Consider the following 23,906-nt stretch of genomic DNA (forward strand, 5'->3'; position numbering starts at 1 on the left):
CCAATGTGCACACGGCATCTGGCCGGATTATTGCTTGGCCGTCGCATGAGCTGTGTTAAGCTGAAATGGTCTGCAACCTGACCCTTGGCCTGATCCATGAGTGGTGCCCTGCAACCCGTCCTGCTGCTCTTGGCCATTGCGGTGCTGGTAGTGGTGGCCTGCCGTTTGCTGAAGCAGCCGCCGATTCTGGGCTATCTGCTGGTTGGGGTATTGATCGGCCCGCACTTGCTGCACTGGATGCCGGAAAGCGAAGGCACCGAAATCCTCGGCGAGGTGGGCGTCCTGTTTCTGATGTTCTCCATCGGACTGGAATTCAGCTTGTCGAGTCTGAAAAGCATGCGCAGCAGTGTGCTCGGGCTGGGCGGCGCACAGGTCCTGCTCAGCCTCGCGATCACCCCGCTGCTGGCCATGCTGCTACAGCTGGACTGGAAAGCCGGACTGGCGCTGGGGGGTATCCTGGCGATGTCCTCCACCGCCATTGTCAGCAAATTACTGAGTGAGCGCCGTGAGCTGGACAGTCCCCATGGCCGGCAAGTGTTTGGGGTGTTGCTGTTCCAGGACTTGTCCGTGGTGCCCTTGCTGATCCTGGTGCCGGCACTGACCCTGGCACCCAGCGGACCCGCCCTGCTCAAGCAGCTGGGTATTGCAGCCCTGCAGGCCGTGGTGGTGCTGGCCGCTATTTTCTATTTTGGCGACAAGCTGCTGCGACGCTGGTTTCACTTGGTGGCACGGCAACACTCCAGTGAACTGTTCATCCTCAATGTCTTGCTGGTCACACTGGGCATTGCCTGGCTGACATCGCTGGCGCAACTATCGCTGGCGCTGGGGGCCTTCCTTGCCGGCATGCTGATCTCGGAAACCGAGTATCGTTTTGAGGTGGAGGACAGCATTCGCCCGTTCCGCGATGTGCTGCTGGGGCTGTTCTTTGTCACCATTGGCATGCGGCTGGACCTGCGCCAGCTGTGGCATGTCTGGCCATGGGTGCTACTGTTCTTCGCCCTGCTGCAGCCGGGCAAACTCTTGATCATCAGCGGCCTGTCCCGACTCTTCCGACACCCGAGTGGCGTAGCGTTGCGCACTGGTTTGCACCTGGCCCAGGCGGGCGAGTTCGGCTTTGTGTTGCTGGCACTGGCCACACCCGAGGGGCACAGCCTCTTGCCCCCCGCCATCCAGCAGGGCTTGCTGGCCGCCATGGTGCTCAGCATGTTCACCGCGCCGCTATTGATCCAGCGTAGCGACAAGCTGGTGCTGCGGCTGGTGCGTTCGGAATGGATGAGCCAGTCGCTGCAGCTCACGCGCATTGCCATGCAGAGCATGGAACACGACGGTCATGTCATCCTGTGTGGCTATGGCCGCAGTGGGCAGTACCTGTCCCGCATTCTCAGTCAGGAAGACGTCCCCTTCATGGCGCTGGACCTTGATCCGGAGCGGGTAGCAGAAGCGACTGCCGCGGGCGAAACCGTGGTGTTTGGTGACGCCGGCAAGCGTGAAGCCCTGCTGGCCGCCGGGCTGAAACGCGCCCGGGCAGTGGTGGTGACCTTTGATGACACCCACCAGGCCCGCAAGATCATCAGCCATGTACACAGTCTGCAACCTGGCCTGCCGGTGATCGTCCGCACCCAGGGGCAAGGGGAAGTCGAGCACTTGCGCGAGGCCGGTGCTGCCGAAGTGGTGGCCGAAGTCCTCGAAGGCAGCCTGATGCTGGCCAGCCACACCCTGATGCTGCTGGGCACGCCCCTCTCCCGCGTACTGCGCCGCATCCGCGACACGCGGGAGCAACAGTATGCTTTGTTCCGGGGCATATTCGTCGGTGAGAGCGACAGCCATGACGGCCTGGACTGGCGTGAAGCACAGCTGCATTCCGTCACCCTGCCCGAGCATGCGCATGCAACGGGCAAACCATTGGCCGAGCTGGATTTGAGTCCTTTCGAAGTGTCCATCCGGACAGTGCGGCGTCGGCAAGGCGGCCAACTCACCCCGGCACCCGACCTGTGCATTGTGGCTGAGGACACGCTGGTCCTATTGGGCCGCGCTGACAATCTGGCCGCCGCCGAGCGCTATCTGCTGCAAGGGCCGTAAGCATCTTTGGTTACCCTTTTTTACCATTTTGCCTGACGCGCATTTAGGCTATGCCGCGGCTTTCTGCGTTAGAATTGCAGCCGACCCCACGATCAGGTAATACCTTTGCGCCCTTCCGCTCCGCTTCTGGATTTGAACGACGTCAGCTTCAGCTATGGCCCCACCCCTGTTCTGCAAGGGGTCAGCCTGCGTCTTGAGCGAGGTCAGATGATCGCGCTGATGGGTGGCAGCGGCAGCGGCAAGACCACGCTGCTGCGTCTGATTGGTGGGCAACTGCAGCCGTCGCAGGGGCAAATCCGCTTCAATGGCGAGAGCACGCTCGGTTTCAACCATCGCCAGCTGTACGCGATGCGCAAACAGATTGGTATGCTGTTCCAGTTTGGCGCCCTGTTCACCGACCTCTCGGTCTACGACAACATCGCGTTCCCTTTACGCGAGCACTTTGATTTACCCGAAGTCATGGTGCGTGACCTGGTCCTGATGAAGTTGCATGCGGTCGGTTTGCGGGGCGCTGCCCGCCAGATGCCGCACGAGCTGTCCGGCGGCATGGCACGACGGGTAGCGCTGGCCCGTGCCATCGCCCTTGACCCGCTGCTGATGCTGTATGATGAGCCGTTTACCGGGCTGGACCCCATTTCCCTGGGTACCGTTGCCAAACTGATCCGCGAATTGAACGATGCCTTGGGCACCGGCGCCATTCTGGTGACCCATAATGTGCAGGAATCCCTGCAGCTGGTGGACCATGTTTACTTCCTGTCACGGGGACGCATTGTGGCCGCAGGCAAGCCCGCTGACATCCTGCAGGAGAACGACCCCTTCGTGCACCAGTTCATCCACGCCGAACCTGACGGCCCGGTTCCCTTTCATGTCCCGGCGGGGGACTACCTCAGTGAACTGGGGCTGCGTCCATGAACCCGCTCAAACCGTTGACCTTGCTGGGCGGCCGCACCCGGCGCATGATTGAGCGCCTGGGCTTTGCCACTCGCTTCATGCTGTTTCTGTTGCGCCAGTCTGGTACCAGCCTGCGCCGCTTCTCGCTCACCGTGCGTGAAATGTATTTCAGTGGCGTGCTGTCGCTGGTCATCATCAGCGTCTCTGCCTTGTTTGTCGGCATGGTACTGGGCCTGCAGATGTACGAAACCCTGAAGCGATTTGGTTCCGGCGATGGCGTTGGCACCGTGGTAGCCTTGGCCCTGACCCGAGAGCTCGGGCCGGTACTGGCCGCCTTGCTGTTCGCCAGCCGCGCGGGCTCTGCCATGACCGCAGAAATCGGCCTGATGAAAGCCACGGAGCAGCTGCGGGCCATGGAGATGATGGCAGTAGAACCCGTCGCACGGGTGGTCGCGCCACGTTTCTGGGCGGGTGTCTTGACCATGCCGCTGCTGGCCAGCCTGTTCAACATGATCGGCATCCTTGGCGGCTATCTGATTGCCGTGCCGGTCATCGGCATTGATGCCGGCGCCTTCTGGGGGCAGATGCAAGCCAATGTCGACTGGCAGCATGACCTGCTCAATGGCCTGATCAAAAGTACAGTTTTCGGGATTGCGGTCTCTTTCATTGCCGTGTTTGAAGGCTATGATGCGCACCCCACCGCAGAAGGGGTGTCCGCTGCGACAACCCGCACCGTGGTGACCTCTTCACTGGTCATCCTGATGCTGGACTTCATCCTGACTGCATTCATGTTTCAAGGAAATGCCTGATGAACAAATCCGTGATGGATACTTGGGTGGGCCTGCTGGTGGCAGCCGGGCTGGGTGCCATGCTGTTTCTTGCCCTTAAGGTAAGCAATCCGGCAGGTTTTGGCGATGAACCCAGCTTGATACTGAACGCATCGTTCAATAACATTGGGGGCCTCAAGGTCAACGCCCCCGTCAAAAGCTCGGGCGTGGTCATCGGCCGGGTGAACCGCATCCAGTTCAACCCCAAAACCCATCAGGCCGATGTCACCCTAACCCTGAATACCACCGCCGCTTTCAGCACCGACACCTCGGCCGAGATCCTGACCTCTGGCCTGCTCGGTGAGCAGTACATCGGTCTGGCGACCGGAGCCGAGGCAACTAATCTGAAATCGGGTGGTCGCATCCAGTATGTCAGTGATGCACTGGTACTGGAACAATTGATCAGCCAACTTATAATGAACAAGGCAGCGGACGCCAAACCGTCGCCTTGACCGAACAGGACGTTTCATGATGTTGTTTGCCGCACTCAGAAAGTATTTTGCCGTTTGCATGTTGCTGTGCAGTTCCCTGGCCTTCGCCGCTCATCCGGCCGAGACCTTTGTGGAATCCACCAGCAATGACGTGCTGGCCATCCTCAAGCGTGAAAGCCGTGCCGGCAACGAGAAAGCCGTGCGCGACCAGATCATGGCCCGGGTACTGCCCCACTTCGACTTTACCCGGATGACCGGGCTTGCCGTCGGCAAGCACTGGCGCAGTGCCAGCCCGCAGCAACAGCAGGCATTGACCCAGGAGTTCAAAACCCTACTGATCTACAGCTACGCCAACGCCCTGACGGCCAACAAGGTCGATGCCATCAACGTCAAACCGGTCACCGCCGCCGGTGACAACGGTGAGGTCACGGTGCTGACCGAGGTGATGGTCAGTGGCAAGAAACCGATTACCCTTGACTACCGTCTGTCCCCCAGCGGGAATAGCTGGAAAGTGTTTGATGTGATGGTGGCTGGCGCGTCCATCGTCACCACTTACCGCAACAGCTTCAACCAGTCCATCGCGCAACATGGCGTGGATGGCCTGATCAAGCAGCTGACAGACCGTAATCAGCAATTGGCCAAAGGGGCCACGGGTAGCTGACATGCTCAAGCGCGAAGGCCAGACCTTGTTTCTGCCCGAGCGGGTTACCCTCAGTACGGTAACCGCGCTCGGCTCGGCTTTTGCGGAAGCCCTGCGCCATCACCAAGATGCGCTGGTGCTGGATTGTGCGCAGGTCACGGAAGTGGATTCGTCTGCGGTCAGCCTGCTGCTGCATGCGCATCGGTTGGCCAATGAAGCACGCACCACCTTGACCATCATACATATCCCGAGCAATCTGGCCCAGCTGATCAGCCTCTACCACCTGCCGGACTTGCAGCACAGTCCCCAGCCAGGCCCCAGCGACTGATCCTGCAAACCCTGCTAAAGTAAATACATAACCCCCATTTGCTTCATCATGTCTATGTCAGCCCGCTTACCACTCTCCAGCCTGATCCTGGTCACCGCCCTTGCCGGGTGTGCCACCCCACAAAACCAGAATGACCCGCTGGAGGGCATCAATCGCCCCATCTATCGCTTCAATACGGCGGTTGATCAAGCCTTGCTGCGCCCGCTGTCCCAAGCCTACACCGCGGTCGTCCCCGCTCCTGCCCGTCATGGCGTGCATAACTTCTTTGGTAACCTGAACGACATCTGGATCGGCATCAACAACCTGCTGCAAGGCAAGCCCAAGGCGGCTGTGTCTGATTGGGGGCGGGTGCTGATCAACAGCACGGTGGGCGTCGCTGGTCTGGTGGATGTCGCCAGCAAAATGGACCTGGAAAAGCACGACGAAGACCTGGGCCAGACACTGGCGGTCTGGGGCGTGGGCAATGGCCCCTATCTGGTGCTGCCGTTCTTGGGCAGTACCACCTTGCGGGACAGCACCGACCTGATCGCCGAGCATGCCCTGCACCAAGACATGATTCCGGACCACTCCACCCGTGACGGCGTCACGGCTTTGCGTATTCTGGATGTTCGCGCCCAGTTGCTGGGGGTCGACCACGTGATCAGCGAGGCGGGCGGGCTGGATGAATACGCTTTCATCCGTGACGCCTACCTGCAGCGCCGCGCCAGTCTGGCTGCGGATGGTGCCACACCCGCAACGGCAGACGAGGATGATCCCGGCCCGACCCCGGAACCTGCCACCACCACACCGGCAACACCCTGAGTAGATATCCTCCGTTCCGCTGGGGCAGAAATGGGGTAGAATCGGTTTTTGCCTTTCCTTCACCCCATGTCTGCCGCCATTGATATCCAGTCCGTCAGCAAGCGCTTTGGCGCGTTGCAGGCGCTCGACCAGGTCAGCCTGACCGTACAGGAAGGCGAATTCTTTGCCCTGCTCGGCCCTAACGGCGCTGGCAAAACCACCCTGATTTCCATCCTGGCCGGCCTGACCCGCGCAGACAGCGGCACCATCCACGTCATGGGGCACGATGTACGGGGTGACTACCGTGCTGCCCGCCGCAAGCTGGGAATTGTGCCGCAAGAGCTGGTGTTCGACCCCTTCTTTACCGTGCGGGAAACCCTGCAGTTCCAGTCCGGTTATTTTGGCTTGCGACAGAATGAGGCCTGGATTGACGAGCTGCTGGTCAACCTCGGGCTGGACAGCAAGGCCAACCACAATATGCGCAGCCTGTCCGGCGGCATGAAGCGGCGGGTGCTGGTGGCGCAGGCCTTGGTACACAAGCCACCGGTCATCGTACTGGACGAGCCCACCGCTGGAGTGGATGTGGAATTGCGGCAGTCGTTGTGGGAATTCATCCAGCGCCTGAACCGGCAGGGCCACGCCATTGTGCTGACCACCCATTACCTGGAAGAAGCGGAAGCCCTGTGCAGCCGCATCGCCCTGTTGAAGCAAGGGCGGGTACTCGCACTGGAAGACAAGCAAAAGCTGCTGTCCCGCGCCGCACCGCGTCAGGTCTTGCTGCGGCTGGCACAGCCCTTGCCGGAAGCCTTGCGTCAGCGCAGCCTGGGGCAGCAGCCCGATGGCTACTGGGCATTTGAGCTCAACGATGTGGCTCAGCTCGAACCCCTGCTGCACAACCTGCGTGAAGCCGCGCTGACCATACAAGACCTCAGCATCACCCAGCCCTCGCTGGAGCAGGTATTCGTGCAAATGATGCAGACACAGCAGGTGGCAGCATGACCGGCTTCCTCACCCTGTTCTACAAGGAAGTGCTGCGCTTCTGGAAAGTCAGCACCCAGACCATCCTCGCCCCGGTGGTGACCTCGCTGCTGTATCTGACCATTTTTGCGCACGCCATCGGTCAGCATGTTCAGGTCTACGGCAAGATCCCCTATGCCAGCTTTCTGGTGCCAGGGCTGGTGATGATGGCCATGCTGCAAAATGCCTTTGCCAACACCTCTAGCAGCCTGATCCAGAGCAAAATCACCGGCAATCTGGTGTTCATCCTGTTGCCGCCACTGGCACACCATGAATTCTTTGCCGCCTATGTGCTGGCCGCCGTGGTGCGCGGGCTGGCAGTCGGTGCTGGTGTGTTTGTCGCCACCATCTGGTTCTTCCCGTTCGCCCTGCCCCACCCGCTGTGGGCGCTGCTGTTTGCGCTGATGGGCTGTCTGATGCTGGGAACCCTGGGGTTGATCGCCGGTATCTGGGCCGACAAGTTCGACCAGCTGGCCGGTTTTCAGAATTTCATCATCATGCCGCTCACCTTCCTGGCCGGGGTGTTCTACTCAACCCACAGCCTACCGGGCGCATGGATGACCCTGTCGCGACTCAACCCCTTTTTCTACCTGATTGACGGTTTCCGCTTTGGTTTCATCGGCGCATCGGACATCGCGCCGACCACCAGCTTTACCATCATTCTTGCCAGTACCGCCCTGTTGACGGTGCTGGCCTTGCAACTGCTGAAGTCCGGCTACAAGCTGCGCCGCTGAGCCGGATACTGGAGAGATTCATGCTGACACCCGAACAACTGCATGCCTATATTGAAGCTGGCCTGCCCTGTGACCGGCTGGAAGTACGCGGTGATGGCCATCACTTTGAAGCCCTGATCGTGTCACCGGAATTTGCCGGCCTCAACCGGGTACGCCAGCACCAGCGCGTCTATCAGGCCCTGGGCGATCGCATGCGCGCCGAGATTCATGCCCTTTCGATGCAAACCTTCAGCCCGGAAGAATGGCAAAAACAGAACCCGAACTGACCCCGGAGCGGGGACGGAAAAAACGCGAACCCGGTCTGGCCGGACTGGTCTTGCTCAGCAACCTGCCACTGCTGATCGCCGTGGTGGCCTGGTTGCTGTGGCGATACGGCTGAGCCACACCCTCCGCATTGATACAACGCTTGACCTACAGGCCACGCAATATGGACAAACTGAATATCACGGGCAATGGCCCGCTCAACGGCCAGATCCGCATCTCCGGTGCCAAAAACGCCGCCCTGCCGATTCTCTGTGCCGCGCTGCTGACGCCAGAGACCCTGCGCCTGACCAATGTGCCGCAGCTCAAGGATGTACACACCATCCAGAAGCTGCTGCAAGGCATGGGCGCGCGGGTGATGACCGACAACGTACACGAATTCGAGCTGACCTGCGCCCACCTCGACAAGCTGGAAGCCCCCTACGAGCTGGTCAAGACCATGCGCGCATCCATTCTGGTGCTGGGCCCGATGCTGGCCCGCTTTGGTGAGGCACGGGTCTCGCTGCCGGGTGGCTGTGCCATTGGCCAGCGCCCGGTTGAGCAACACATCAAGGGGCTGGAGGCGATGGGAGCCACCATCACCATCGAGCACGGCTACATCCACGCTCGCGCCCCACGCTTGCAAGGTGCCCGCATCGTCACCGACATGGTCACCGTCACCGGCACCGAAAACCTGCTGATGGCTGCGGTGCTGGCTGAGGGCACCACCATCCTGGAGAACGCCGCGCAAGAACCGGAAGTCACCGATCTGGCCGAATGCCTGGTGAAGATGGGAGCCAAAATCAGTGGCATCGGCACCAATACCCTGACCATTGAAGGGGTGGAACGCCTGCATGGTGCCGAGCATGCGGTGATGGCCGACCGGATTGAAACCGGCACCTTCCTGTGCGCCGTCGCCATGGCTGGCGGCGATGTCACCCTCACCCATGCGCGCCCGGATACCCTCGATGCCGTACTGGACAAGCTGAAGGAAGCCGGGGCCGAACTGAGCTGTGGCGACGACTGGATCCGCATCGTCATGAAGCAGCGTCCCAAGGCTGTCAGCCTGCGTACCGCGCCTTACCCGGCCTTCCCTACCGACATGCAAGCCCAGTTCATGGCGATGAACACCATCGCCGAAGGCACCAGCAAGGTGACCGAAACCATTTTCGAGAACCGCTTCATGCACGTCTCCGAGCTGTGCCGCATGGGGGCCAATATCGAAGTGGAAGGCAATACCGCCATCATCCAGGGGGTTGAACGTCTGTCCGGTGCCACCGTGATGGCAACCGACCTGCGCGCCTCCGCCTCACTGGTGATCGCTGGGCTGATCGCCGACGGTGTCACCACCGTGGACCGCATCTACCACCTCGACCGTGGCTACGAACACATCGAGGCCAAGCTGGGTGGGGTCGGCGGCCTGATCGAGCGGGTGAAGTAAACACCGTGGCCCAAGCAGAAGATAGCCGCTTGCTGGCACAGCTCTCTGAACAGATCCAGCGCATGGATCATGATGCAGAGGGTTGCGACAATGCGACCGACCGGGAAAAATTTCGCCGCTCCGCCTTTCGCCTGCGTACCATGCAGGCGGAAAGCCAGCTGTATCAGCTGGTCGGCAAGCATGCCTCGCTCGCCAAGTTCCGCAACCGGGAAGCCGCAGAACACTTGCTGGACGCGCTAGCCACGCACGCTCGCACCGCTGGTGAGCTGGCCCAGGTCGCGCAATTGCGCCATGGCCTGCAACGCAGCCTGTACGCCGTGACCCTGCCTTTTGTAATGTTTGCGGTGCTGATCCTGATCGGTGCCGTGATGACCCTGTGGTAGATCGCCATGATTACGCTTGCGCTGTCCAAAGGACGCATCTTTGAAGAAACCCTGCCGCTGCTGGCGGCAGCCGGCATTACCCCACTGGACGACCCGGACAAGTCGCGCAAGCTGATCATCGGCACCAACCGCGACGATGTGCAGCTGGTGATCGTGCGCGCGTCCGACGTACCCACCTATGTGGAGCATGGCGCGGCCGACCTTGGCATTGCCGGGTCGGACGTGCTGCAAGAGCATGGCGGCAATCGGCTGTACATGCCGCTCGACCTGCAGATTGCCCGCTGTCGGCTGATGGTGGCGGTGGCCAAAGGCTTTGACTACAACGGCTCGGTGCAACGCGGCGCGCGCCTGCGGGTCGCTACCAAGTACACCGAATCCGCCCGCCGCCATTTTGCCGCCAAAGGCGTGCATGTGGATTTGATCAAGCTGTATGGCTCAATGGAACTGGCCCCGCTGGTCGGGCTGGCCGATGCCATTGTCGATCTGGTCAGTACCGGTGGCACCCTCAAGGCCAACAGCCTGGAAGCAGTCGAGCATATTTATGAGGTCAGCTCCCGCCTGATCGTCAACCAGGCGGCCATGAAGCTTCGCCGCAATCGCCTGCAACCAATCATCGACGCCTTTGCCTCTGTCACCTCAGCCGCCTGATACCACCATGACCCTCATTCGCCGCCTCTCCGCCCGCCAAGCCGACTTTGCCGACCAACTGGCGCAACTGCTGGCGTTTGACGCCGCCTTGTCACCTGCCGTTGAACAAGGAGCACGCGACATCATTACCGCCATCCGCAGCCGGGGTGATGAAGCGCTGCTGGAATACACCCGCCGCTTTGACCAGCGCGAGGTAGCGCATGTCGGCGAACTGGAATGGCCCGCTGCGGAGCTGGAAGCGGCTTACCAGCGTTTGCCACAAGCAGAGCAAGAGGCGCTGCGCATCGCGGCAGAGCGCATCCGCCGGTTTCATGAGCGACAGAAGCAGGACTCCTGGCAATACACCGATGACGATGGCACTTTGCTGGGCCAGCAAGTCACCGCGCTGGATCGGGTCGGTATCTACGTACCCGGCGGCAAAGCCGCCTACCCGTCTTCGGTGTTGATGAATGCCATTCCGGCCCAGGTTGCCGGGGTGAGTGAGATCATCATGGTCTCGCCACTGCGTGGCGGTGCCGAGCAGGATAGGGTGCTGGCGGCAGCCTGGCTGGCCGGGGTGCACCGCTTCTTCAGCATAGGCGGTGCCCAGGCCGTCGCCGCACTGGCCTATGGTACCGCCACCATTCCCGCTGTGGACAAGATCACCGGCCCGGGCAATGCCTGGGTCGCGGCTGCCAAGCGGCAGGTGTTTGGTCAGGTGGGCATCGACATGATCGCCGGTCCCTCGGAAATTCTGGTGATTGCCGACGGTCAAACCCCGGCAGACTGGGTGGCGATGGACCTGTTCAGCCAGGCTGAGCATGATGAAGTGGCTCAGTCCATCCTGCTGTGCCCGGATGCCGCTTATCTGAACGCGGTGGAGGCCAGCATTGCCCGCCTGCTGCCCTCCCTGCCGCGCGCGGATATCATCCGTCAGTCACTGGCCAACCGGGGCGCGTTGATTGAAGTGGCCGATCTGGCCGAGGCCTGCCTGATCGCCAATCAGATCGCCCCAGAGCATCTGGAACTGTCGGTGGCCGACCCACAGGCGCTGTTGCCGCAGATTCGCCACGCCGGTGCCATCTTCATGGGGGCACATACTACCGAGTCGCTCGGTGACTACTGTGCCGGGCCCAATCATGTGCTGCCCACCTCACGCAGCGCCCGCTTCTCCTCGCCGCTGGGGGTCTACGACTTCCAGAAGCGCAGCAGCCTGATCCAGGTCAGCCCCAAGGGGGCGGACCAACTGGGACAGGTGGCCGACCTGCTGGCGCAAGGCGAAGGCCTGATGGCGCACGCGCTGGCCGCCCGTTACCGGACGCGTCGCTAAGCCAGCGGCTTCACCGCCTCTGCCATACCCGGCAACCCGCCGGGTGGTGACACAGACTAAGCATGGCGCCGCAAAATCTAAGCCTCGGACGGCACAAGGCGATGACAGGCTGCTACAATGGCCTGATTCAACGACTCTTTCACCGCGCCTCGCCTTGGTTATGCCTATTTCACCGGAAGCCTTGATTCGCGACGATGTGCGCGCCATGCGCGCCTATCAGGTCCACGACAGCAGCGGCTGCATTAAACTTGATGCCAATGAAAACCCGCATGCTTTGCCCCAGCCTCTACGCACAGCCTTGGCCGCGCGTCTGGCCGAGGTCGCCCTGCATCATTATCCGGATGGCAGCGTCGGCGCAGTAAAACAACGACTGCGCGCACATCTGCAACTGGCGGACGAGTACGACATCCTGTTTGGCAATGGCTCGGACGAATGCATCCAGCTGCTGGTGCAGGCCATCGCGGCAGACGGTGTGAAGGTGATGGCCGCTGAGCCTACCTTTGTGGTCTACCGCATGGCCGCACAAGCCTGTCGGGTTACGTTTGTCGGCGTAGAACGCCGGGCGGACCTGACAGTGGATGTCGAGCGCATGCTGGACGCCATCGCCACCCACCAGCCGCAACTACTGTTTCTCACCTCGCCCAATAATCCAAGCGGCGATGTGCTTGACGAGGCAGACCTGCGCCGCCTGATTGCAGCGGCGCCGGGGCTGGTGGTGCTGGATGAGGCCTACATCGCCTTTGCCAAAGCGCCGATGCTCCATCTGCTGGACGACTACCCCAACCTGCTGCTGATGCGCACCTTCTCCAAGATTGGTGCCGCCGGGCTGCGCCTGGGCTATGTGATTGGTCGCCGCGCCTGGCTGACCGAGCTCGACAAGCTGCGCATGCCGTACAACATCAACAGCCTGACGCAGACCGCTGCCTGCTTCCTGCTGGAGCACCATGACGCCATTGAACAGCAGGTCCAGCAGATTCGCCGCGACCGTGACCAGCTGATGGCCGACCTCGCCACCTTCCCGTCGCTCAAGGTTTTGCCCAGCCAGGCCAATATGTTTCTGGTGCGCAGTGAACACGCCGAGGCGCTGTATCACTATCTGCACGAGCGCCGCATCCTGGTGCGCCTGACCAACTGGCACCCGCTGCTGAAGCACTGCATCCGTATTTCAACCGGCATCCCGGAAGAGAACGCCAGCCTGCTGGCCGCCGTCCGTGACTTTTTTGCGACCCGACAAGCCTGAAACCATGCGTCAAGCCACCGTCACCCGCAACACCCTGGAAACCCAGATCACCGTCAGCCTCAACCTGGACGGGACAGGCCAGAGCCAGCTCGATACCGGCGTCGCCTTTTTCGATCACATGCTGGACCAGATCGCCCGCCATGGCCTGTTCGACCTGGACATTCAGGCCAGGGGAGATCTGGAAGTCGATGCCCACCACACCGTGGAGGATGTTGGCATCACGTTGGGGCAAGCCTTTGCCCAGGCGGTGGGTGACAAGAAAGGCATCGTCCGCTACGGTCACAGCTATGTGCCGCTGGATGAGGCCTTGTCCCGTGTGGTGGTGGATCTGTCCGGCCGCCCCGGCATCGAGTACCACATCCCGTTTACGCGGGCGACCATCGGCCAGTTTGACGTCGACCTGTTGCTGGAATTTTTCCGCGGCTTCGTCAACCACGCTGCCGTCACCCTGCACATTGACAACCTGCGCGGCACCAACAGCCACCATCAGGCCGAGACGGTATTCAAGGCATTTGGCCGGGCGCTGCGCATGGCCGTGGCGGTGGACGAGCGCATGGCCGGGCAAACCCCGTCGACCAAGGGGACGCTGGTCGGATGAGCACGCCGCAATGTATCGCCGTCGTGGACTACGGCATGGGCAATTTGCGCTCGGTTCATCAGGCCATGCGACGTGTTGCGCCTGAGCACGAGGTGCTGCTGACCGGCGATCCGGACGTGGTCGCCCGTGCAGACCGGGTGGTGTTTCCCGGCCAGGGTGCCATGCGCGACTGCATGGCCCACCTCAATGCCTCAGGCCTGCGCGCTGCGCTGATGCAGGCTGCCGATGAAAAGCCTTTTCTGGGTATCTGTGTCGGCATGCAGATGCTGTTTGAGCACAGTGAAGAAGCTGCCACACCCGGCATTGGCCGCTACGCGGGCCGCAGCCTGCGCTTCCCGGCGGCGCTGATGGTGGGCGACGATGGCAGCAAGCTGAAAGTGCCGCACATGGGCTGGAACCATGTCCGTCAGGTCAAAAGCCACCCGATCTGGCAGAACATTGAGGATCACAGCCGTTTCTATTACGTGCACAGCTACTTTGTGCACCCGGCAGACAGCCAGCTGGTGATTGGCACCACCGATTACCCCTTCTCCTTCTGTGGAGCAGTGGCCGACCGCAAGCTGGTTGCCGTACAATTCCACCCGGAAAAGAGTGATCGTGCAGGCCTGCAATTGCTGCACAATTTCGTCAACTGGAACGGTAACGTTTAACGCACCCCACGACCACAGCTATGTTGATCATTCCCGCTATTGACCTGAAAGATGGCCAGTGTGTCCGCCTGCAACAAGGCGACATGAATGCCGCCACCGTGTTCTCTGAAGATGCTGGTGCCACTGCCCGCCACTGGCGTGAGCAAGGCGCCCGTCGGCTGCACGTGGTAGACCTTAATGGTGCCTTTGCCGGCAAGCCGGTCAACCTGCCCGCCATCCGTGACATCCTCTCGGTCGCCGGTGACATGCCGGTGCAACTGGGCGGCGGTATCCGTGATCTGGACACCATCGAAAAATACCTCGATGCCGGTATCAGCTACATCATCATCGGCACGGCGGCGGTGAAAACGCCGGGCTTCCTGCACGAAGCCTGTGATGCCTTCCCCGGCCACATCATGGTGGGGCTGGACGCCAAGGATGGCATGGTGGCCACCGATGGCTGGAGCAAGATCACCAAGCATGAGGTGGTGGATCTGGCGCGTCGCTTCCAGGATTATGGTGTGGAAGCGGTGATTTATACCGACATTGGTCGCGACGGCATGCTGTCTGGCGTCAATATTGAAGCCACAGTCCGGCTGGCACAGGCGCTGACCATTCCGGTGATTGCCTCCGGCGGCCTGACCGGCCTCGACGATGTGCGCGAGCTATGCAAGGTGGAGGGCGAAGGCATTTCCGGCGCCATCACCGGCCGTGCCATCTACCAGGGCACCATCGACTTCCGCGAAGCCCAGGAACTGGCAGACAGCCTGAGCTAACCGCCCCCATACCGCCCGCCCCTGCGGGCGGGCTGCTGCCGATCCAGAAGTGAAGTCATCATGACCTTAGCCAAGCGCATCATCCCCTGTCTCGATGTCACCGACGGCCGGGTGGTCAAAGGGGTCAATTTTATCGGCCTGCGTGACGCGGGTGACCCGGTCGAGATTGCCCGCCGCTATCAGGAGCAAGGCGCGGACGAGCTGACCTTCCTCGACATCACCGCCAGTTCTGACAACCGGGATCTGATCCTGCACATCATCGAAGACGTCGCCAGCCAGGTGTTCATTCCGCTCACCGTGGGGGGCGGGGTGCGCGAGGTTGAGGATGTACGCCGCCTGCTCAACGCCGGCGCCGACAAGGTCAGCATCAATTCCGCTGCCGTCAACCACCCGCAGCTGGTGGCCGAAGCCGCTGCCCGCTATGGTTCGCAGGCGATTGTCGTCGCCATCGACGCCAAGAATACCGGCTGCGACGAGCTGCCCAAATGGGAAGTGTTTACCAAAGGGGGCCGCCACAATACCGGGCTGGACGCCATTGAGTGGGCCTTGAAGGTGGAGGCTCTGGGTGCCGGGGAAATCCTGCTCACCAGCATGGACCGTGACGGCACCAAGGCCGGATTCAACCTGCCGCTGACCCGTGCCATTTCGGACATCGTCAACATCCCGGTGATCGCCTCCGGTGGCGTCGGTAACCTGCAGCATCTGGTGGAAGGCGTGCTGGAGGGCCATGCGGATGCGGTACTGGCCGCCAGCATCTTCCACTTTGGCGAGTACACGGTGCAACAAGCCAAGGCAGCGATGCGCGCCGCGGGCATCGAAGTACGCGACTGAGCCCCCTCAACCAGCGCTTCATGGGTAAAATGGAGCGCTGTCATGAAACCGCAATACGGGATACACACAATTGAGCGCCTTGCACTGGCTGGATAATGTCGCCTGGAACGAGGATGGTCTGATTCCGGCCATCGCGCAGGATGCCGCCAGCGGGCGGGTACTGATGGTGGCGTGGATGAACCGTGAAGCCCTGCAGCTGACGGCGGCGCGCCAAACGGCCACCTACTGGAGTCGCTCCCGCAACAAGCTGTGGCATAAAGGCGAAGAATCCGGTCATGTACAGGTGGTGAAGGAAATCCGGCTGGATTGCGATGGTGATGTGGTGATCCTGCAGGTGGAACAGCAAGGCGGCATTGCCTGTCATACCGGGCGGGAAAGCTGTTTTTACCGGGTGCTGGCGCAGGAAGGCGATGCACCACAGTGGGAAATCCGCGACGCGGTGCTGAAAGACCCCACGCACATTTACAGCAAGGGCTCAGGCCATGAGTGACAGCAGCCGGATTCTGGCACGGGTTGCCGAGACCATCGCCACGCGGCGTGACGCCTCGCCGGACAGCTCTTACGTGGCCAAACTGTTCAGCAAGGGGCCGGACGCTGTGCTGAAAAAGATTGGCGAGGAAGCCACCGAGGTGGTGCTGGCCGCCAAGGATGGCGACGCGCAGCATCTGCTGTATGAAGTGGCCGACTTGTGGTTTCACTGCATGGTGCTGCTGGAGCAGCATGGTTTGCGTCCGGAGCAGGTAGAGCTGGAGCTGGCCCGGCGTGAAGGTTTGAGTGGCCTGGCTGAAAAAGCAGCCCGCCCGACAGAGTGAACAAAGGAAGAACGATGGACGATTGTCTGTTCTGCAAGATCAGCCGTGGTGAGATCCCCAGCCGCAAGGTGTATGAAGATGATGAGGTGCTGGCGTTTCACGACATCCGCCCGGCGGCCCGGGTGCACTTCCTGATCATCCCCAAGCTGCACATCGAATCCATGCTGTCGGTGGAGCCCGCTCACGCTGCCCTGATGGGCAAGCTGATGACGCTGGTGCCACAATTGGCCCGCGAGCAAGGCCTGGGCGAGGGTTTCAAGGTCAACATCAATACTGGTCGTGCCGGTGGGCAGGAAGTTTTCCACCTGCACCTGCATGTGTTTGGCGGTGGTCCGGCGGCTGCCTGACCCCATTACAGGAGTATCTATCATGCGCGCACCCCGTAATCTCCGGCGTCAGGCTGGTTTCCTCAGCATTCAGCATCTGCTGATCCTGCTGGTGATCGTGGTTCTGGTGTTTGGCACCAAGAAGCTGCGTAACGTCGGCCAGGACCTGGGCTCGGCCGTCAAAGGCTTCAAGGATGGCGTCAAGGGTGAAGGCGAGGCCGAAGCCAAGCCAGAAACCAAGGCCATTGAGCAGAAAGACGACAGCAAGGCATGAGGCTGATCCTCCCGCCTGCGGGGTGCCGCCGTGTTTGATATCAGCTTTGGCGAGCTGTTCATCGTGTTCGTGGTCGCGCTGCTGGTGCTCGGCCCCGAGCGCCTGCCCAAGGTCGCCCATACCCTGGGCCGCCTGATTGGCCGCTTGCAGCGGCAGGTCTCCGACATCCGCCACGAGCTGGCACGCGAGGGAGAGCTGGCCGAGTTGCGCAAGGCGCACGAGGAAGCCACCCGCTCGCTGCAAGACCTGAGCCAGCAGGTGCTGGCGCCGCTGCACGAGGCGGAGCGCAGCCTGCAAGATGGCGTACAGGCGGTCGAAACGGTGGTGCATGAACCGGTGGTAACGGAACCTCTATCGATTGCCTCCCCAGCCGTCGAGGCCACGCCGCCCGCCGAGACACTGGCAACACCGGACCTGTTCAGCCCGCCCGAAGTGGCGACCCTCTCGCTGGAACCCGCAGCAGAAACCCTGCTTGTCCGTGAAGTGGACGAGCGCCAGCTTGACCTGTTTGATGAACCTCCGCGCAAGGAACCGGTGTGAGCAGTCTGCAAGGTGAATCCCTGATCTCGCACCTGATCGAGCTGCGCAATCGCCTGCTATGGGTAGTACTGGCTTTTGTGGTGGTGTTTTTTATTGGACTGTATTTCGCCAATCCCCTTTATAGCTGGCTCACCGCCCCCCTGATCAAGATCTCCCCGGCTGGCCTGATCTCAACCGGCGTCACCGCCCCTTTCGTGATCCTGATGAAGATTGCGGCACTGGTGGCCTTTGTACTTACCCTGCCACACACCCTGTACCAGATCTGGGCGTTTGTCGCGCCGGGCCTGTATGCGCATGAGAAGCGGCTGGTCCTGCCCTTCATCATTTCGGCCACCGTGCTGTTCCTGATTGGCATGGCCTTTGCCTATTTCTTTGTCTTCGGCATGGTATTCAAGTTCATTGCCGCCATCATCCCGCCCAATATGCGCTGGACGCCGGATTCCGCCGCCTACTTTGAATTCATCCTCAACATGTTCTTCATGTTCGGGCTGACCTTTGAAGTACCGGTAGCCGTGGTGCTGCTGGCCAAGCTGGGGGTGGTGCCGGTGACCAAACTGAAAACCGCCCGCCCCTATGTCATCGTCGGCGCCTTCGCCGTCGCCGCCGTCGTCACCCCGCCGGATGTTGCCTCGCAACTGATGCTGGCGATCCCCTTGTGGTGGCTGTACGAGCTGGGCGTGGTGGCCGCTGGCATCATGGTGCGGCCCAAACCGACGCGGGAATAACCCTCCCGCACCGCTTATACCGCCTGCGCTGCCGCAAAGGCGCTGGACCAGGCCCACTGGAAGTTATAGCCGCCCAACCAGCCGGTGACATCCACCACTTCACCAATGAAGTACAGACCGGGCCGCTCACGTGCCATCATGGTGCGGGAATCCAGCGCGCGGGTGTCTACGCCGCCACGCATCACCTCGGCCTTGCGGAAACCCTCCGAGCCATCCGGCCGCAGCACCCAGTGCTGCAATCCGTGCGCCAGTTGCCGCAGGGTTTTGTCGCTGACTTCCGCCAGCGCCCGCCCCAGTAAATCATGGCGTTGCAACCACAGTTCAGTCAGACGACGCGGTAGCAGCTGCGACAACACGGTAAGCAATTGCTGGCGGCTGCCCTGCTTGGCCTCCAGCAGCAAGGCGGCCAGATCCTGCTCCGGCAGCAGGTCCACCACCAGCTCGTCGCCATGCTGCCAGTAGGAGGAAATCTGCAGGATGGCAGGGCCGGACAGCCCGCGATGAGTCAGCAGCAGGTCCTCACGAAATTCACCCTCATTGCAACGAAGCATCACCTCCAGCGCGACCCCGGCCAGTTCTGCGAAAGGGGCCCAGTCTTCGCGGGCAAAGGTGAGTGGTACCAGCGCCGGGCGTGGCGACACCAGGGGCAAGCCTTGCTGCTTGGCCAGCCGTAAGCCCCAGTCTGTCGCGCCAATCTTGGGGATGGCCATGCCACCGGTTGCCACCACCAGCGACGGCGCTTCAAAAGTGCCCTGATCGGTGGCAATCGCCCAGCCACCCGCCTCGGGCGTCACCGCCGTTACCGTGCAAGGCATGCGCCAGTCCACCCGGCCATCATCACATTCGGCCTGCAGCAGGTCGATGATGCGCTGGCTGCTGTCCTCGCAGAACAGCTGCCCCTTGTGTTTCTCGAACCAGCGGATGCCGTGGTGCCGCACCCGCTTGAGAAAATCCTGCGGGGTGTGCCGCGCCAGTGCAGAGCGGCAGTAGTGTGGATTGTCCGACAGGTACTGTGCCGGGCTGGCGTGCAGGTTGGTAAAGTTGCAGCGTCCACCACCGGAGATGCGAATCTTCTCACCGAGCCGGGTGGCATGGTCGATCAGCAACACCCGGCGACCGCGCTGCCCGGCCAGCGCCGCACAGTACATGCCCGCCGCGCCCGCTCCGATCACCAGCACATCATATTGCGCCATATGGCCCCGCAAGTACGCCGATGAACCAGCGTTTAGAGTAAAATGGCGCCCATTATAGCAAGCCGGGCCCACCCTGCCCGTGCAGCTTCCCCCATACGCCAGCCCAGGAGACCCCGCATGGCCGTTCATCTCGTGAGCCACCCCCTCGTACAGCACAAAGTTGGTCTGCTGCGCGAAGTCGATATCAGCACCAAGAAATTCCGCGAACTGACCGGCGAAGTCGGTCGCCTGCTCGCCTATGAGGCCAGCAAGGATTTTGCACTGGAGACTGTGACCATTGAAGGCTGGTGTGGCCCGGTGGACATTCAGCAGATCAAGGGCAAGAAAGTCACCGTGGTGCCGATCCTGCGCGCCGGTATCGGCATGCTCGATGGTGTACTCGACATGATCCCCAGCGCCAAGATCAGCGTGGTGGGCCTCTCGCGTAATGAGGAAACCTTGCAGCCGGAGCCCTACTTCGAGAAGTTCGTGGGTGACCTCGGCGAACGCATGGCGCTGATCATTGACCCGATGCTGGCCACCGGTGGCTCCATGGTCGCCACCATCGACATGCTCAAGCGCGCAGGCTGCAAGTCGATCCGCGCCCTGGTGCTGGTGGCCGCGCCGGAAGGCATCCGCACGGTCGAAGCCGCCCATCCGGAGGTGGACATTTACACCGCAGCAGTCGATTCCCACCTGAACGAGCATGGCTACATCATCCCAGGCCTCGGTGATGCGGGCGACAAGATCTTCGGCACCAAGCATCGCTAAGGCCCGCTGATGCAGAAGATTCTGGTCAGCGCCTGCCTATTTGGCGCACCAGTGCGCTACGATGCACGACCGGTGCCGGTGCCCCATCCGCTGTGGCAACAGTGGCTAGATGAAGGTCGTCTGGTTTCGCTGTGCCCGGAGATGGCCGGTGGCTTGCCTGCACCACGCGCTCCGGCAGAAATCCTCGGCGCCGGTGGTGGTGAAGCCGTCTGGCGCGGGCTGGCCCGGGTGGTGGACAAGGACGGCCACGACTATACCCGCCCTTTCCTCGCCGGCGCTGAGCAGGCGCTGCAGCTCGCCCGGCAACACGCTTGCCGGGTGGCGGTGCTCAAGGCCGGCAGCCCCTCCTGTGGCCATGACCTGATTTATGATGGTCGTTTTAGCGGTGGCAAAACCGCAGGAGACGGTGTCACCGCTGCGCTGCTGCGTGCCAACGGTATCCATGTGTTTGATGAGCACCAGCTTGAACAGGTCGCGGCCTGGCTGGCGAGCGTGGACAGCTGAGCCCGCGCCTGTTATGATTTGCCCCGTCTTGGGGGAGTAGCCAGCCGGTCGCCCCGACCGGAACCCGTTGTCAACATACTTGCCGGAAAGCGCGGCATGGCACGGGCAGGCAGACGGCAAGTCTGTCGTGGCAAGACCTTTGACCCTGATGTCGCCCCTGTGGGAGCTGCGGCGCATCTTGGGTCATCGGTATGGCAGCTCCCGAGGTATTCCCATGCATCCTTTCCTGACCTCGACCGGCGTGGTTGCGCTGGCGGAAATCGGCGATAAAACCCAATTGCTGGCCTTGATGCTGGCAGCACGCTATCGCCGCCCTGTCCCCATCATTCTGGGTATTTTCCTCGCCACCGTGTTTAACCATGCCGGGGCCGCCGCATTGGGCCACTGGCTGACCCAGCTGGTGCCACCGCACTGGATGCGCTGGCTGCTGGGTGGCAGCTTCATCGCCATGGCGGCCTGGCTGCTGGTACCGGACAAGGTGGATGAGGAAGAGGCGCAAACCCGGGGGCACTTTGGCGTGCTGATGACCACCATCGTGGTGTTCTTCATGGCGGAGATGGGGGACAAGACCCAGATTGCCACCGTGGCGCTGGCCGCCCGATATCACGACATGCTGGCCGTGGTGATGGGGACGACGGTGGGCATGATGCTGGCGAATGTGCCAGCGGTGCTGATGGGTGAAGCCGCCGCTCACCGCCTGCCCACCCGCTGGGTGCATGCGGTGGCGGCGCTGGTATTTGCCGTGATTGGCGTGGCGGTGCTGAGCGGGCTGTCGTTCGGGTTCTAGCGACTTGGCGCAGGCTTGCCGGGCTCAGTGACCATCAAACTGACAGACGGTGAACAGCGGAATCTGCTCCTGCGCAATCAGGCGGGAGCCGCCCAGCTCCGGCAGGTCCACGATGACCGCGGCCTCCACGACTTGCGCACCCAGGCGATTCAGCAGCCGGTTGGCGGCCAGCAGGGTGCCGCCAGTGGCGATCAGATCGTCGATCAGCAGCACCCGGTCACCCGACTTGCAGGCATCGGCATGCAGCTCCACCGTGGCGCTGCCGTACTCCAGCTCGTAGTCTTCCGACACGGTCTGGAACGGCAGTTTGCCCTTCTTGCGAATCGGTACGAAGCCGAGGTTCAGCTCATAGGCGACCACCGCACCAAGAATAAAGCCGCGGGCATCAATCCCCGCCACCACGTCCAGCTGCTGGTCCATATAGCGGTGGACAAAGATATCGACCAGCACCCGGAAGCTCTTGCGGTCCTGCAGCAGCGGCGTGATGTCGCGGAACTGCACACCAGGCTGTGGCCAGTCCGGCACAGTGCGAATACGGTCACGAATGTAATTGGCGTCCAGCATGGGGGCTTTCCTTGCTCAAGCCGCGCGATGGCGGATGCGGTAGCAGTGGTGGATTTTCTGGTTGCGGAAGTCTTCCGGCACACTGCGGGCCGACAAGTCCTCGACCTGAGCCATGGCGCGGATGCCCGCATCCAGCTCAAACTGCCGCAGATTGTTGGAGAAGAACAGCGTGCCAGTGGGGGACAGCAGGCTGAGGCACTGCCGGATCATCCACGGGTGGTCTCGCTGCACATCCAGAATGCCCAGCATCTTCTTGGAGTTGGAGAAGGTGGGCGGGTCGAGCACGATGAGATCGTAACGATCTCCCCGCCCAACTGCCTCCCGCAACCAGCTGAACACATCTGCACGGTGCAGTCGGTGCTGCGGGCCGGTAAAGCCATTCAACGCCAGATTGCGAGCAGTCCACGCCTGATAGGTATTGGACAGATCAACGGTATCGGTGCTGACCGCCCCTCCCGCCGCCGCATAGATGGTGAAGCTGCCGGTATAGGCGAACAGGTTGAGGAAGCGTGCACCGTCTGCGAGCTCACCGACCCATTGCCGAGCGTTACGATGATCCAGAAACAGGCCGGTATCCAGATAGGCTGCGAGGTTAACCCAGAAACGGTGGCCGCGCTCGCTGACCACAAAATCCTCGCCCTCTTCGCCGGTTTTCTGGTATTGAGTTTCACCACGCTGACGCTGGCGCAGCTTGAACCAGATCTGCTCTTTCGGCACCTGCAGGGTTTCGCTGACCGCCGATTCCACCGCCATCACCCAGGCATAGTGTTGCTCTGGGGTCTGCTTCCAGCCGGTATCAAACTCCTGCAGGTGCAGGCGACCATCGTACCAGTCCACCGCCAGCGGGAAGGCCGGGATGTCCCGGTCGTACAGACGGTAACACTGGAGATCGTTGCGTCGCGCCCACTTGTGCAGGTGACGGGCATTCTTGGCCAAGCGATTGGCAAAGGGGGCGATGTCTACGGCCTGCAGCAGGGTTGCGCCATCCGGCAAAACGGGTTCAGTCATCGGTGTGTAGCTTTGGCTTTCAGCAAATCCAGTACAGCAGGGGGCACGTACTTGCCCAAAATCAGCTCCCAGCCTTCCGGGCCGACCATGCCCTTGACCATGGTGGAGCTGACTTCCGCGATCTCGCGGGGCGGCATCAGGAAGACGGTGGTGATGGTGGGCACCAGATCATCGTTGACATAGCGCATATTGCGCTCGAACTCGTAGTCGCTGTTGCCGCGCACGCCACGCAGGATGTAATTGGCCCCGACCGTCTGGGCATAGTTCACCAGAAACTGGTTATCAAAGGCATCCACCTTGAGGTTGGGCAGGTGGCGCGTGGAATCGCGCAACATCATCAGCCGTTCTTCACGGGTGAAGGTGTATTTTTTGTCCGGATTTACCCCCAGGGCGACCACCAGTTCATCAAACAGGTTCACGCCCTGCTCGATCATCCACAAATGGCCCTTGGTGACCGGATCAAAGCTGCCTGCATATACGGCTTTGGACATGGCCCTGCCTCGTTGAATGTTGCGCAGACTATACCGCGCATCGGGTGGATACGCTACCCATGCGGCCCAAAGTAAAAATGCCCGCCGGACCAGCCGGCGGGCATCCTGCG

At 61.6% G+C, this 23,906-nt stretch carries 33 protein-coding genes; 29 read left to right on the plus strand and 4 right to left on the minus strand.

What is annotated here, in order from left to right; translation table 11 throughout:
• Positions 1 to 96: 96 nt before the first annotated feature.
• The 26 genes from HF682_RS16935 (at position 97) to tatC (ending at position 18,499) form a co-directional block, all read left to right on the plus strand.
• Positions 97 to 2,079, plus strand: coding sequence for a monovalent cation:proton antiporter family protein (locus HF682_RS16935; RefSeq protein ID WP_168878526.1), 1,983 nt, complete (start codon positions 97 to 99; stop codon positions 2,077 to 2,079).
• Positions 2,080 to 2,184: 105 nt separating this feature from the next.
• The gene (locus HF682_RS16940; RefSeq protein WP_205882146.1) at positions 2,185 to 2,991 is read left to right on the plus strand and encodes an ABC transporter ATP-binding protein; all 807 of its coding nucleotides are present in this window, start codon (positions 2,185 to 2,187) and stop codon (positions 2,989 to 2,991) included.
• Entirely contained in the window at positions 2,988 to 3,779 is a 792-nt protein-coding gene (gene mlaE / locus HF682_RS16945) for a lipid asymmetry maintenance ABC transporter permease subunit MlaE (protein WP_168878527.1), read from the plus strand. Before HF682_RS16940 ends, mlaE begins: the two co-directional genes overlap by 4 nt.
• The gene (gene mlaD, locus HF682_RS16950; protein WP_168878528.1) at positions 3,779 to 4,249 is read left to right on the plus strand and encodes an outer membrane lipid asymmetry maintenance protein MlaD; all 471 of its coding nucleotides are present in this window, start codon (positions 3,779 to 3,781) and stop codon (positions 4,247 to 4,249) included. The genes mlaE and mlaD overlap by 1 nt, the downstream gene beginning before the upstream one ends.
• 16 nt (positions 4,250 to 4,265) lie before the next feature.
• Positions 4,266 to 4,889, plus strand: a complete 624-nt coding sequence (locus HF682_RS16955) for an MlaC/ttg2D family ABC transporter substrate-binding protein (RefSeq protein ID WP_168878529.1) — start codon at positions 4,266 to 4,268, stop codon at positions 4,887 to 4,889.
• Between the two features lies 1 nt (position 4,890).
• Positions 4,891 to 5,196, plus strand: a complete 306-nt coding sequence (locus HF682_RS16960; RefSeq protein WP_168878530.1) for an STAS domain-containing protein — start codon at positions 4,891 to 4,893, stop codon at positions 5,194 to 5,196.
• Between the two features lie 48 nt (positions 5,197 to 5,244).
• Positions 5,245 to 5,997, plus strand: coding sequence for an MlaA family lipoprotein (locus HF682_RS16965; RefSeq protein WP_168878531.1), 753 nt, complete (start codon positions 5,245 to 5,247; stop codon positions 5,995 to 5,997).
• A 66-nt stretch (positions 5,998 to 6,063) separates the two neighbouring features.
• Entirely contained in the window at positions 6,064 to 6,975 is a 912-nt protein-coding gene (locus HF682_RS16970; protein ID WP_168878532.1) for an ABC transporter ATP-binding protein, read from the plus strand.
• Positions 6,972 to 7,727 (plus strand): ABC transporter permease, encoded by a 756-nt coding sequence (locus tag HF682_RS16975; RefSeq protein ID WP_168878533.1) that lies wholly within the window; start codon positions 6,972 to 6,974, stop codon positions 7,725 to 7,727. The genes HF682_RS16970 and HF682_RS16975 overlap by 4 nt, the downstream gene beginning before the upstream one ends.
• 20 nt (positions 7,728 to 7,747) lie before the next feature.
• The gene (locus HF682_RS16980; RefSeq protein ID WP_168878534.1) at positions 7,748 to 7,993 is read left to right on the plus strand and encodes a BolA family protein; all 246 of its coding nucleotides are present in this window, start codon (positions 7,748 to 7,750) and stop codon (positions 7,991 to 7,993) included.
• A complete protein-coding gene (locus HF682_RS16985; RefSeq protein ID WP_168878535.1) occupies positions 7,969 to 8,106 on the plus strand; it encodes a hypothetical protein in 138 nt (45 codons plus the stop codon). Before HF682_RS16980 ends, HF682_RS16985 begins: the two co-directional genes overlap by 25 nt.
• A gap of 48 nt (positions 8,107 to 8,154) precedes the next feature.
• Entirely contained in the window at positions 8,155 to 9,408 is a 1,254-nt protein-coding gene (murA, locus tag HF682_RS16990) for a UDP-N-acetylglucosamine 1-carboxyvinyltransferase (RefSeq protein ID WP_168878536.1), read from the plus strand.
• Between the two features lie 5 nt (positions 9,409 to 9,413).
• On the plus strand, positions 9,414 to 9,791 hold the full coding sequence (locus tag HF682_RS16995; protein WP_168878537.1) for a hypothetical protein: 378 nt from the start codon (positions 9,414 to 9,416) through the stop codon (positions 9,789 to 9,791).
• A 6-nt stretch (positions 9,792 to 9,797) separates the two neighbouring features.
• Positions 9,798 to 10,439: an ATP phosphoribosyltransferase gene (gene hisG, locus HF682_RS17000; protein WP_168878538.1), complete on the plus strand. Its 642-nt coding sequence runs from the start codon at positions 9,798 to 9,800 to the stop codon at positions 10,437 to 10,439.
• A gap of 16 nt (positions 10,440 to 10,455) precedes the next feature.
• The gene (gene hisD, locus HF682_RS17005; RefSeq protein WP_308418758.1) at positions 10,456 to 11,748 is read left to right on the plus strand and encodes a histidinol dehydrogenase; all 1,293 of its coding nucleotides are present in this window, start codon (positions 10,456 to 10,458) and stop codon (positions 11,746 to 11,748) included.
• Positions 11,749 to 11,908: 160 nt separating this feature from the next.
• The gene (gene hisC / locus HF682_RS17010) at positions 11,909 to 12,988 is read left to right on the plus strand and encodes a histidinol-phosphate transaminase (RefSeq protein WP_168878540.1); all 1,080 of its coding nucleotides are present in this window, start codon (positions 11,909 to 11,911) and stop codon (positions 12,986 to 12,988) included.
• A gap of 4 nt (positions 12,989 to 12,992) precedes the next feature.
• Positions 12,993 to 13,586 carry an imidazoleglycerol-phosphate dehydratase HisB gene (gene hisB / locus HF682_RS17015; protein ID WP_168878541.1) on the plus strand — a complete coding sequence of 198 codons (594 nt, stop codon included), beginning with the start codon at positions 12,993 to 12,995 and terminating at the stop codon, positions 13,584 to 13,586.
• Entirely contained in the window at positions 13,583 to 14,236 is a 654-nt protein-coding gene (gene hisH, locus HF682_RS17020) for an imidazole glycerol phosphate synthase subunit HisH (RefSeq protein ID WP_168878542.1), read from the plus strand. Before hisB ends, hisH begins: the two co-directional genes overlap by 4 nt.
• A 20-nt stretch (positions 14,237 to 14,256) precedes the next feature.
• The gene (gene hisA, locus HF682_RS17025; protein ID WP_168878543.1) at positions 14,257 to 14,991 is read left to right on the plus strand and encodes a 1-(5-phosphoribosyl)-5-[(5-phosphoribosylamino)methylideneamino]imidazole-4-carboxamide isomerase; all 735 of its coding nucleotides are present in this window, start codon (positions 14,257 to 14,259) and stop codon (positions 14,989 to 14,991) included.
• A gap of 60 nt (positions 14,992 to 15,051) precedes the next feature.
• Complete coding sequence (hisF, locus tag HF682_RS17030) at positions 15,052 to 15,822, plus strand: imidazole glycerol phosphate synthase subunit HisF (RefSeq protein ID WP_168878544.1); 771 nt, start codon at positions 15,052 to 15,054, stop codon at positions 15,820 to 15,822.
• A 79-nt stretch (positions 15,823 to 15,901) separates the two neighbouring features.
• Positions 15,902 to 16,312 carry a phosphoribosyl-AMP cyclohydrolase gene (gene hisI, locus HF682_RS17035; RefSeq protein WP_168878635.1) on the plus strand — a complete coding sequence of 137 codons (411 nt, stop codon included), beginning with the start codon at positions 15,902 to 15,904 and terminating at the stop codon, positions 16,310 to 16,312.
• Positions 16,305 to 16,634: a phosphoribosyl-ATP diphosphatase gene (locus HF682_RS17040; RefSeq protein WP_168878545.1), complete on the plus strand. Its 330-nt coding sequence runs from the start codon at positions 16,305 to 16,307 to the stop codon at positions 16,632 to 16,634. Before hisI ends, HF682_RS17040 begins: the two co-directional genes overlap by 8 nt.
• Before the next feature lie 14 nt (positions 16,635 to 16,648).
• Positions 16,649 to 16,981, plus strand: coding sequence for a histidine triad nucleotide-binding protein (locus HF682_RS17045; protein WP_168878546.1), 333 nt, complete (start codon positions 16,649 to 16,651; stop codon positions 16,979 to 16,981).
• Positions 16,982 to 17,003: 22 nt separating this feature from the next.
• The gene (gene tatA, locus HF682_RS17050; protein ID WP_168878547.1) at positions 17,004 to 17,234 is read left to right on the plus strand and encodes a Sec-independent protein translocase subunit TatA; all 231 of its coding nucleotides are present in this window, start codon (positions 17,004 to 17,006) and stop codon (positions 17,232 to 17,234) included.
• Positions 17,235 to 17,264: 30 nt separating this feature from the next.
• Positions 17,265 to 17,774, plus strand: a complete 510-nt coding sequence (gene tatB, locus HF682_RS17055) for a Sec-independent protein translocase protein TatB (RefSeq protein WP_168878548.1) — start codon at positions 17,265 to 17,267, stop codon at positions 17,772 to 17,774.
• A gap of 5 nt (positions 17,775 to 17,779) precedes the next feature.
• The gene (gene tatC / locus HF682_RS17060; RefSeq protein WP_205882154.1) at positions 17,780 to 18,499 is read left to right on the plus strand and encodes a twin-arginine translocase subunit TatC; all 720 of its coding nucleotides are present in this window, start codon (positions 17,780 to 17,782) and stop codon (positions 18,497 to 18,499) included.
• A 14-nt stretch (positions 18,500 to 18,513) separates the two neighbouring features.
• Here tatC and HF682_RS17065 read toward each other — a convergent pair whose 3' ends face one another.
• Entirely contained in the window at positions 18,514 to 19,692 is a 1,179-nt protein-coding gene (locus HF682_RS17065; RefSeq protein WP_168878550.1) for a BaiN/RdsA family NAD(P)/FAD-dependent oxidoreductase, read from the minus strand.
• A 117-nt stretch (positions 19,693 to 19,809) separates the two neighbouring features.
• Between HF682_RS17065 and upp the strand changes: the two genes are divergently transcribed.
• The 3 genes from upp to HF682_RS17080 all read left to right on the plus strand — a co-directional run bounded on the left by upp (position 19,810) and on the right by HF682_RS17080 (position 21,733).
• Positions 19,810 to 20,442: a uracil phosphoribosyltransferase gene (gene upp / locus HF682_RS17070; protein ID WP_168878551.1), complete on the plus strand. Its 633-nt coding sequence runs from the start codon at positions 19,810 to 19,812 to the stop codon at positions 20,440 to 20,442.
• A gap of 9 nt (positions 20,443 to 20,451) precedes the next feature.
• A complete protein-coding gene (locus HF682_RS17075) occupies positions 20,452 to 20,946 on the plus strand; it encodes a 2-thiouracil desulfurase family protein (RefSeq protein WP_168878552.1) in 495 nt (164 codons plus the stop codon).
• 214 nt (positions 20,947 to 21,160) lie between these two features.
• Complete coding sequence (locus tag HF682_RS17080; protein WP_168878553.1) at positions 21,161 to 21,733, plus strand: TMEM165/GDT1 family protein; 573 nt, start codon at positions 21,161 to 21,163, stop codon at positions 21,731 to 21,733.
• 24 nt (positions 21,734 to 21,757) lie between these two features.
• Here HF682_RS17080 and HF682_RS17085 read toward each other — a convergent pair whose 3' ends face one another.
• The 3 genes from HF682_RS17085 to coaD are packed head-to-tail and all read right to left on the minus strand — an operon-like array spanning position 21,758 to position 23,796.
• Positions 21,758 to 22,297 carry an adenine phosphoribosyltransferase gene (locus HF682_RS17085; protein ID WP_168878554.1) on the minus strand — a complete coding sequence of 180 codons (540 nt, stop codon included), beginning with the start codon at positions 22,295 to 22,297 and terminating at the stop codon, positions 21,758 to 21,760.
• Positions 22,298 to 22,312: 15 nt separating this feature from the next.
• Positions 22,313 to 23,305, minus strand: coding sequence for a class I SAM-dependent methyltransferase (locus tag HF682_RS17090; protein ID WP_168878555.1), 993 nt, complete (start codon positions 23,303 to 23,305; stop codon positions 22,313 to 22,315).
• Positions 23,302 to 23,796: a pantetheine-phosphate adenylyltransferase gene (gene coaD, locus HF682_RS17095; protein ID WP_168878556.1), complete on the minus strand. Its 495-nt coding sequence runs from the start codon at positions 23,794 to 23,796 to the stop codon at positions 23,302 to 23,304. Before coaD ends, HF682_RS17090 begins: the two co-directional genes overlap by 4 nt.
• Positions 23,797 to 23,906 lie beyond the last annotated feature (110 nt).

It is taken from the genome of Leeia aquatica, from assembly GCF_012641365.1.
Classification (GTDB): Bacteria; Pseudomonadota; Gammaproteobacteria; order Burkholderiales; family Leeiaceae; genus Leeia; species Leeia aquatica.

Excerpts from the sequence above, each read along its gene's own strand:
- HF682_RS16935 (WP_168878526.1), top strand. The coding sequence starts at position 97 with ATGAGTGGTGCCCTGCAACCCGTCCTGCTGCTCTTGGCCATTGCGGTG.
- mlaE (WP_168878527.1), top strand. The coding sequence starts at position 2,988 with ATGAACCCGCTCAAACCGTTGACCTTGCTGGGCGGCCGCACCCGGCGC.
- mlaD (WP_168878528.1), top strand. The coding sequence starts at position 3,779 with ATGAACAAATCCGTGATGGATACTTGGGTGGGCCTGCTGGTGGCAGCC.
- HF682_RS16955 (WP_168878529.1), top strand. The coding sequence starts at position 4,266 with ATGATGTTGTTTGCCGCACTCAGAAAGTATTTTGCCGTTTGCATGTTG.
- HF682_RS16960 (WP_168878530.1), top strand. The coding sequence starts at position 4,891 with ATGCTCAAGCGCGAAGGCCAGACCTTGTTTCTGCCCGAGCGGGTTACC.
- HF682_RS16965 (WP_168878531.1), top strand. The coding sequence starts at position 5,245 with ATGTCTATGTCAGCCCGCTTACCACTCTCCAGCCTGATCCTGGTCACC.
- HF682_RS16970 (WP_168878532.1), top strand. The coding sequence starts at position 6,064 with ATGTCTGCCGCCATTGATATCCAGTCCGTCAGCAAGCGCTTTGGCGCG.
- HF682_RS16975 (WP_168878533.1), top strand. The coding sequence starts at position 6,972 with ATGACCGGCTTCCTCACCCTGTTCTACAAGGAAGTGCTGCGCTTCTGG.
- HF682_RS16980 (WP_168878534.1), top strand. The coding sequence starts at position 7,748 with ATGCTGACACCCGAACAACTGCATGCCTATATTGAAGCTGGCCTGCCC.
- HF682_RS16985 (WP_168878535.1), top strand. The coding sequence starts at position 7,969 with ATGGCAAAAACAGAACCCGAACTGACCCCGGAGCGGGGACGGAAAAAA.
- murA (WP_168878536.1), top strand. The coding sequence starts at position 8,155 with ATGGACAAACTGAATATCACGGGCAATGGCCCGCTCAACGGCCAGATC.
- hisG (WP_168878538.1), top strand. The coding sequence starts at position 9,798 with ATGATTACGCTTGCGCTGTCCAAAGGACGCATCTTTGAAGAAACCCTG.
- hisC (WP_168878540.1), top strand. The coding sequence starts at position 11,909 with ATGCCTATTTCACCGGAAGCCTTGATTCGCGACGATGTGCGCGCCATG.
- hisB (WP_168878541.1), top strand. The coding sequence starts at position 12,993 with ATGCGTCAAGCCACCGTCACCCGCAACACCCTGGAAACCCAGATCACC.
- hisH (WP_168878542.1), top strand. The coding sequence starts at position 13,583 with ATGAGCACGCCGCAATGTATCGCCGTCGTGGACTACGGCATGGGCAAT.
- hisA (WP_168878543.1), top strand. The coding sequence starts at position 14,257 with ATGTTGATCATTCCCGCTATTGACCTGAAAGATGGCCAGTGTGTCCGC.
- hisF (WP_168878544.1), top strand. The coding sequence starts at position 15,052 with ATGACCTTAGCCAAGCGCATCATCCCCTGTCTCGATGTCACCGACGGC.
- HF682_RS17040 (WP_168878545.1), top strand. The coding sequence starts at position 16,305 with ATGAGTGACAGCAGCCGGATTCTGGCACGGGTTGCCGAGACCATCGCC.
- HF682_RS17045 (WP_168878546.1), top strand. The coding sequence starts at position 16,649 with ATGGACGATTGTCTGTTCTGCAAGATCAGCCGTGGTGAGATCCCCAGC.
- tatA (WP_168878547.1), top strand. The coding sequence starts at position 17,004 with ATGCGCGCACCCCGTAATCTCCGGCGTCAGGCTGGTTTCCTCAGCATT.
- HF682_RS17065 (WP_168878550.1), bottom strand. The coding sequence starts at position 19,692 with ATGGCGCAATATGATGTGCTGGTGATCGGAGCGGGCGCGGCGGGCATG.
- upp (WP_168878551.1), top strand. The coding sequence starts at position 19,810 with ATGGCCGTTCATCTCGTGAGCCACCCCCTCGTACAGCACAAAGTTGGT.
- HF682_RS17075 (WP_168878552.1), top strand. The coding sequence starts at position 20,452 with ATGCAGAAGATTCTGGTCAGCGCCTGCCTATTTGGCGCACCAGTGCGC.
- HF682_RS17080 (WP_168878553.1), top strand. The coding sequence starts at position 21,161 with ATGCATCCTTTCCTGACCTCGACCGGCGTGGTTGCGCTGGCGGAAATC.
- HF682_RS17085 (WP_168878554.1), bottom strand. The coding sequence starts at position 22,297 with ATGCTGGACGCCAATTACATTCGTGACCGTATTCGCACTGTGCCGGAC.
- HF682_RS17090 (WP_168878555.1), bottom strand. The coding sequence starts at position 23,305 with ATGACTGAACCCGTTTTGCCGGATGGCGCAACCCTGCTGCAGGCCGTA.
- coaD (WP_168878556.1), bottom strand. The coding sequence starts at position 23,796 with ATGTCCAAAGCCGTATATGCAGGCAGCTTTGATCCGGTCACCAAGGGC.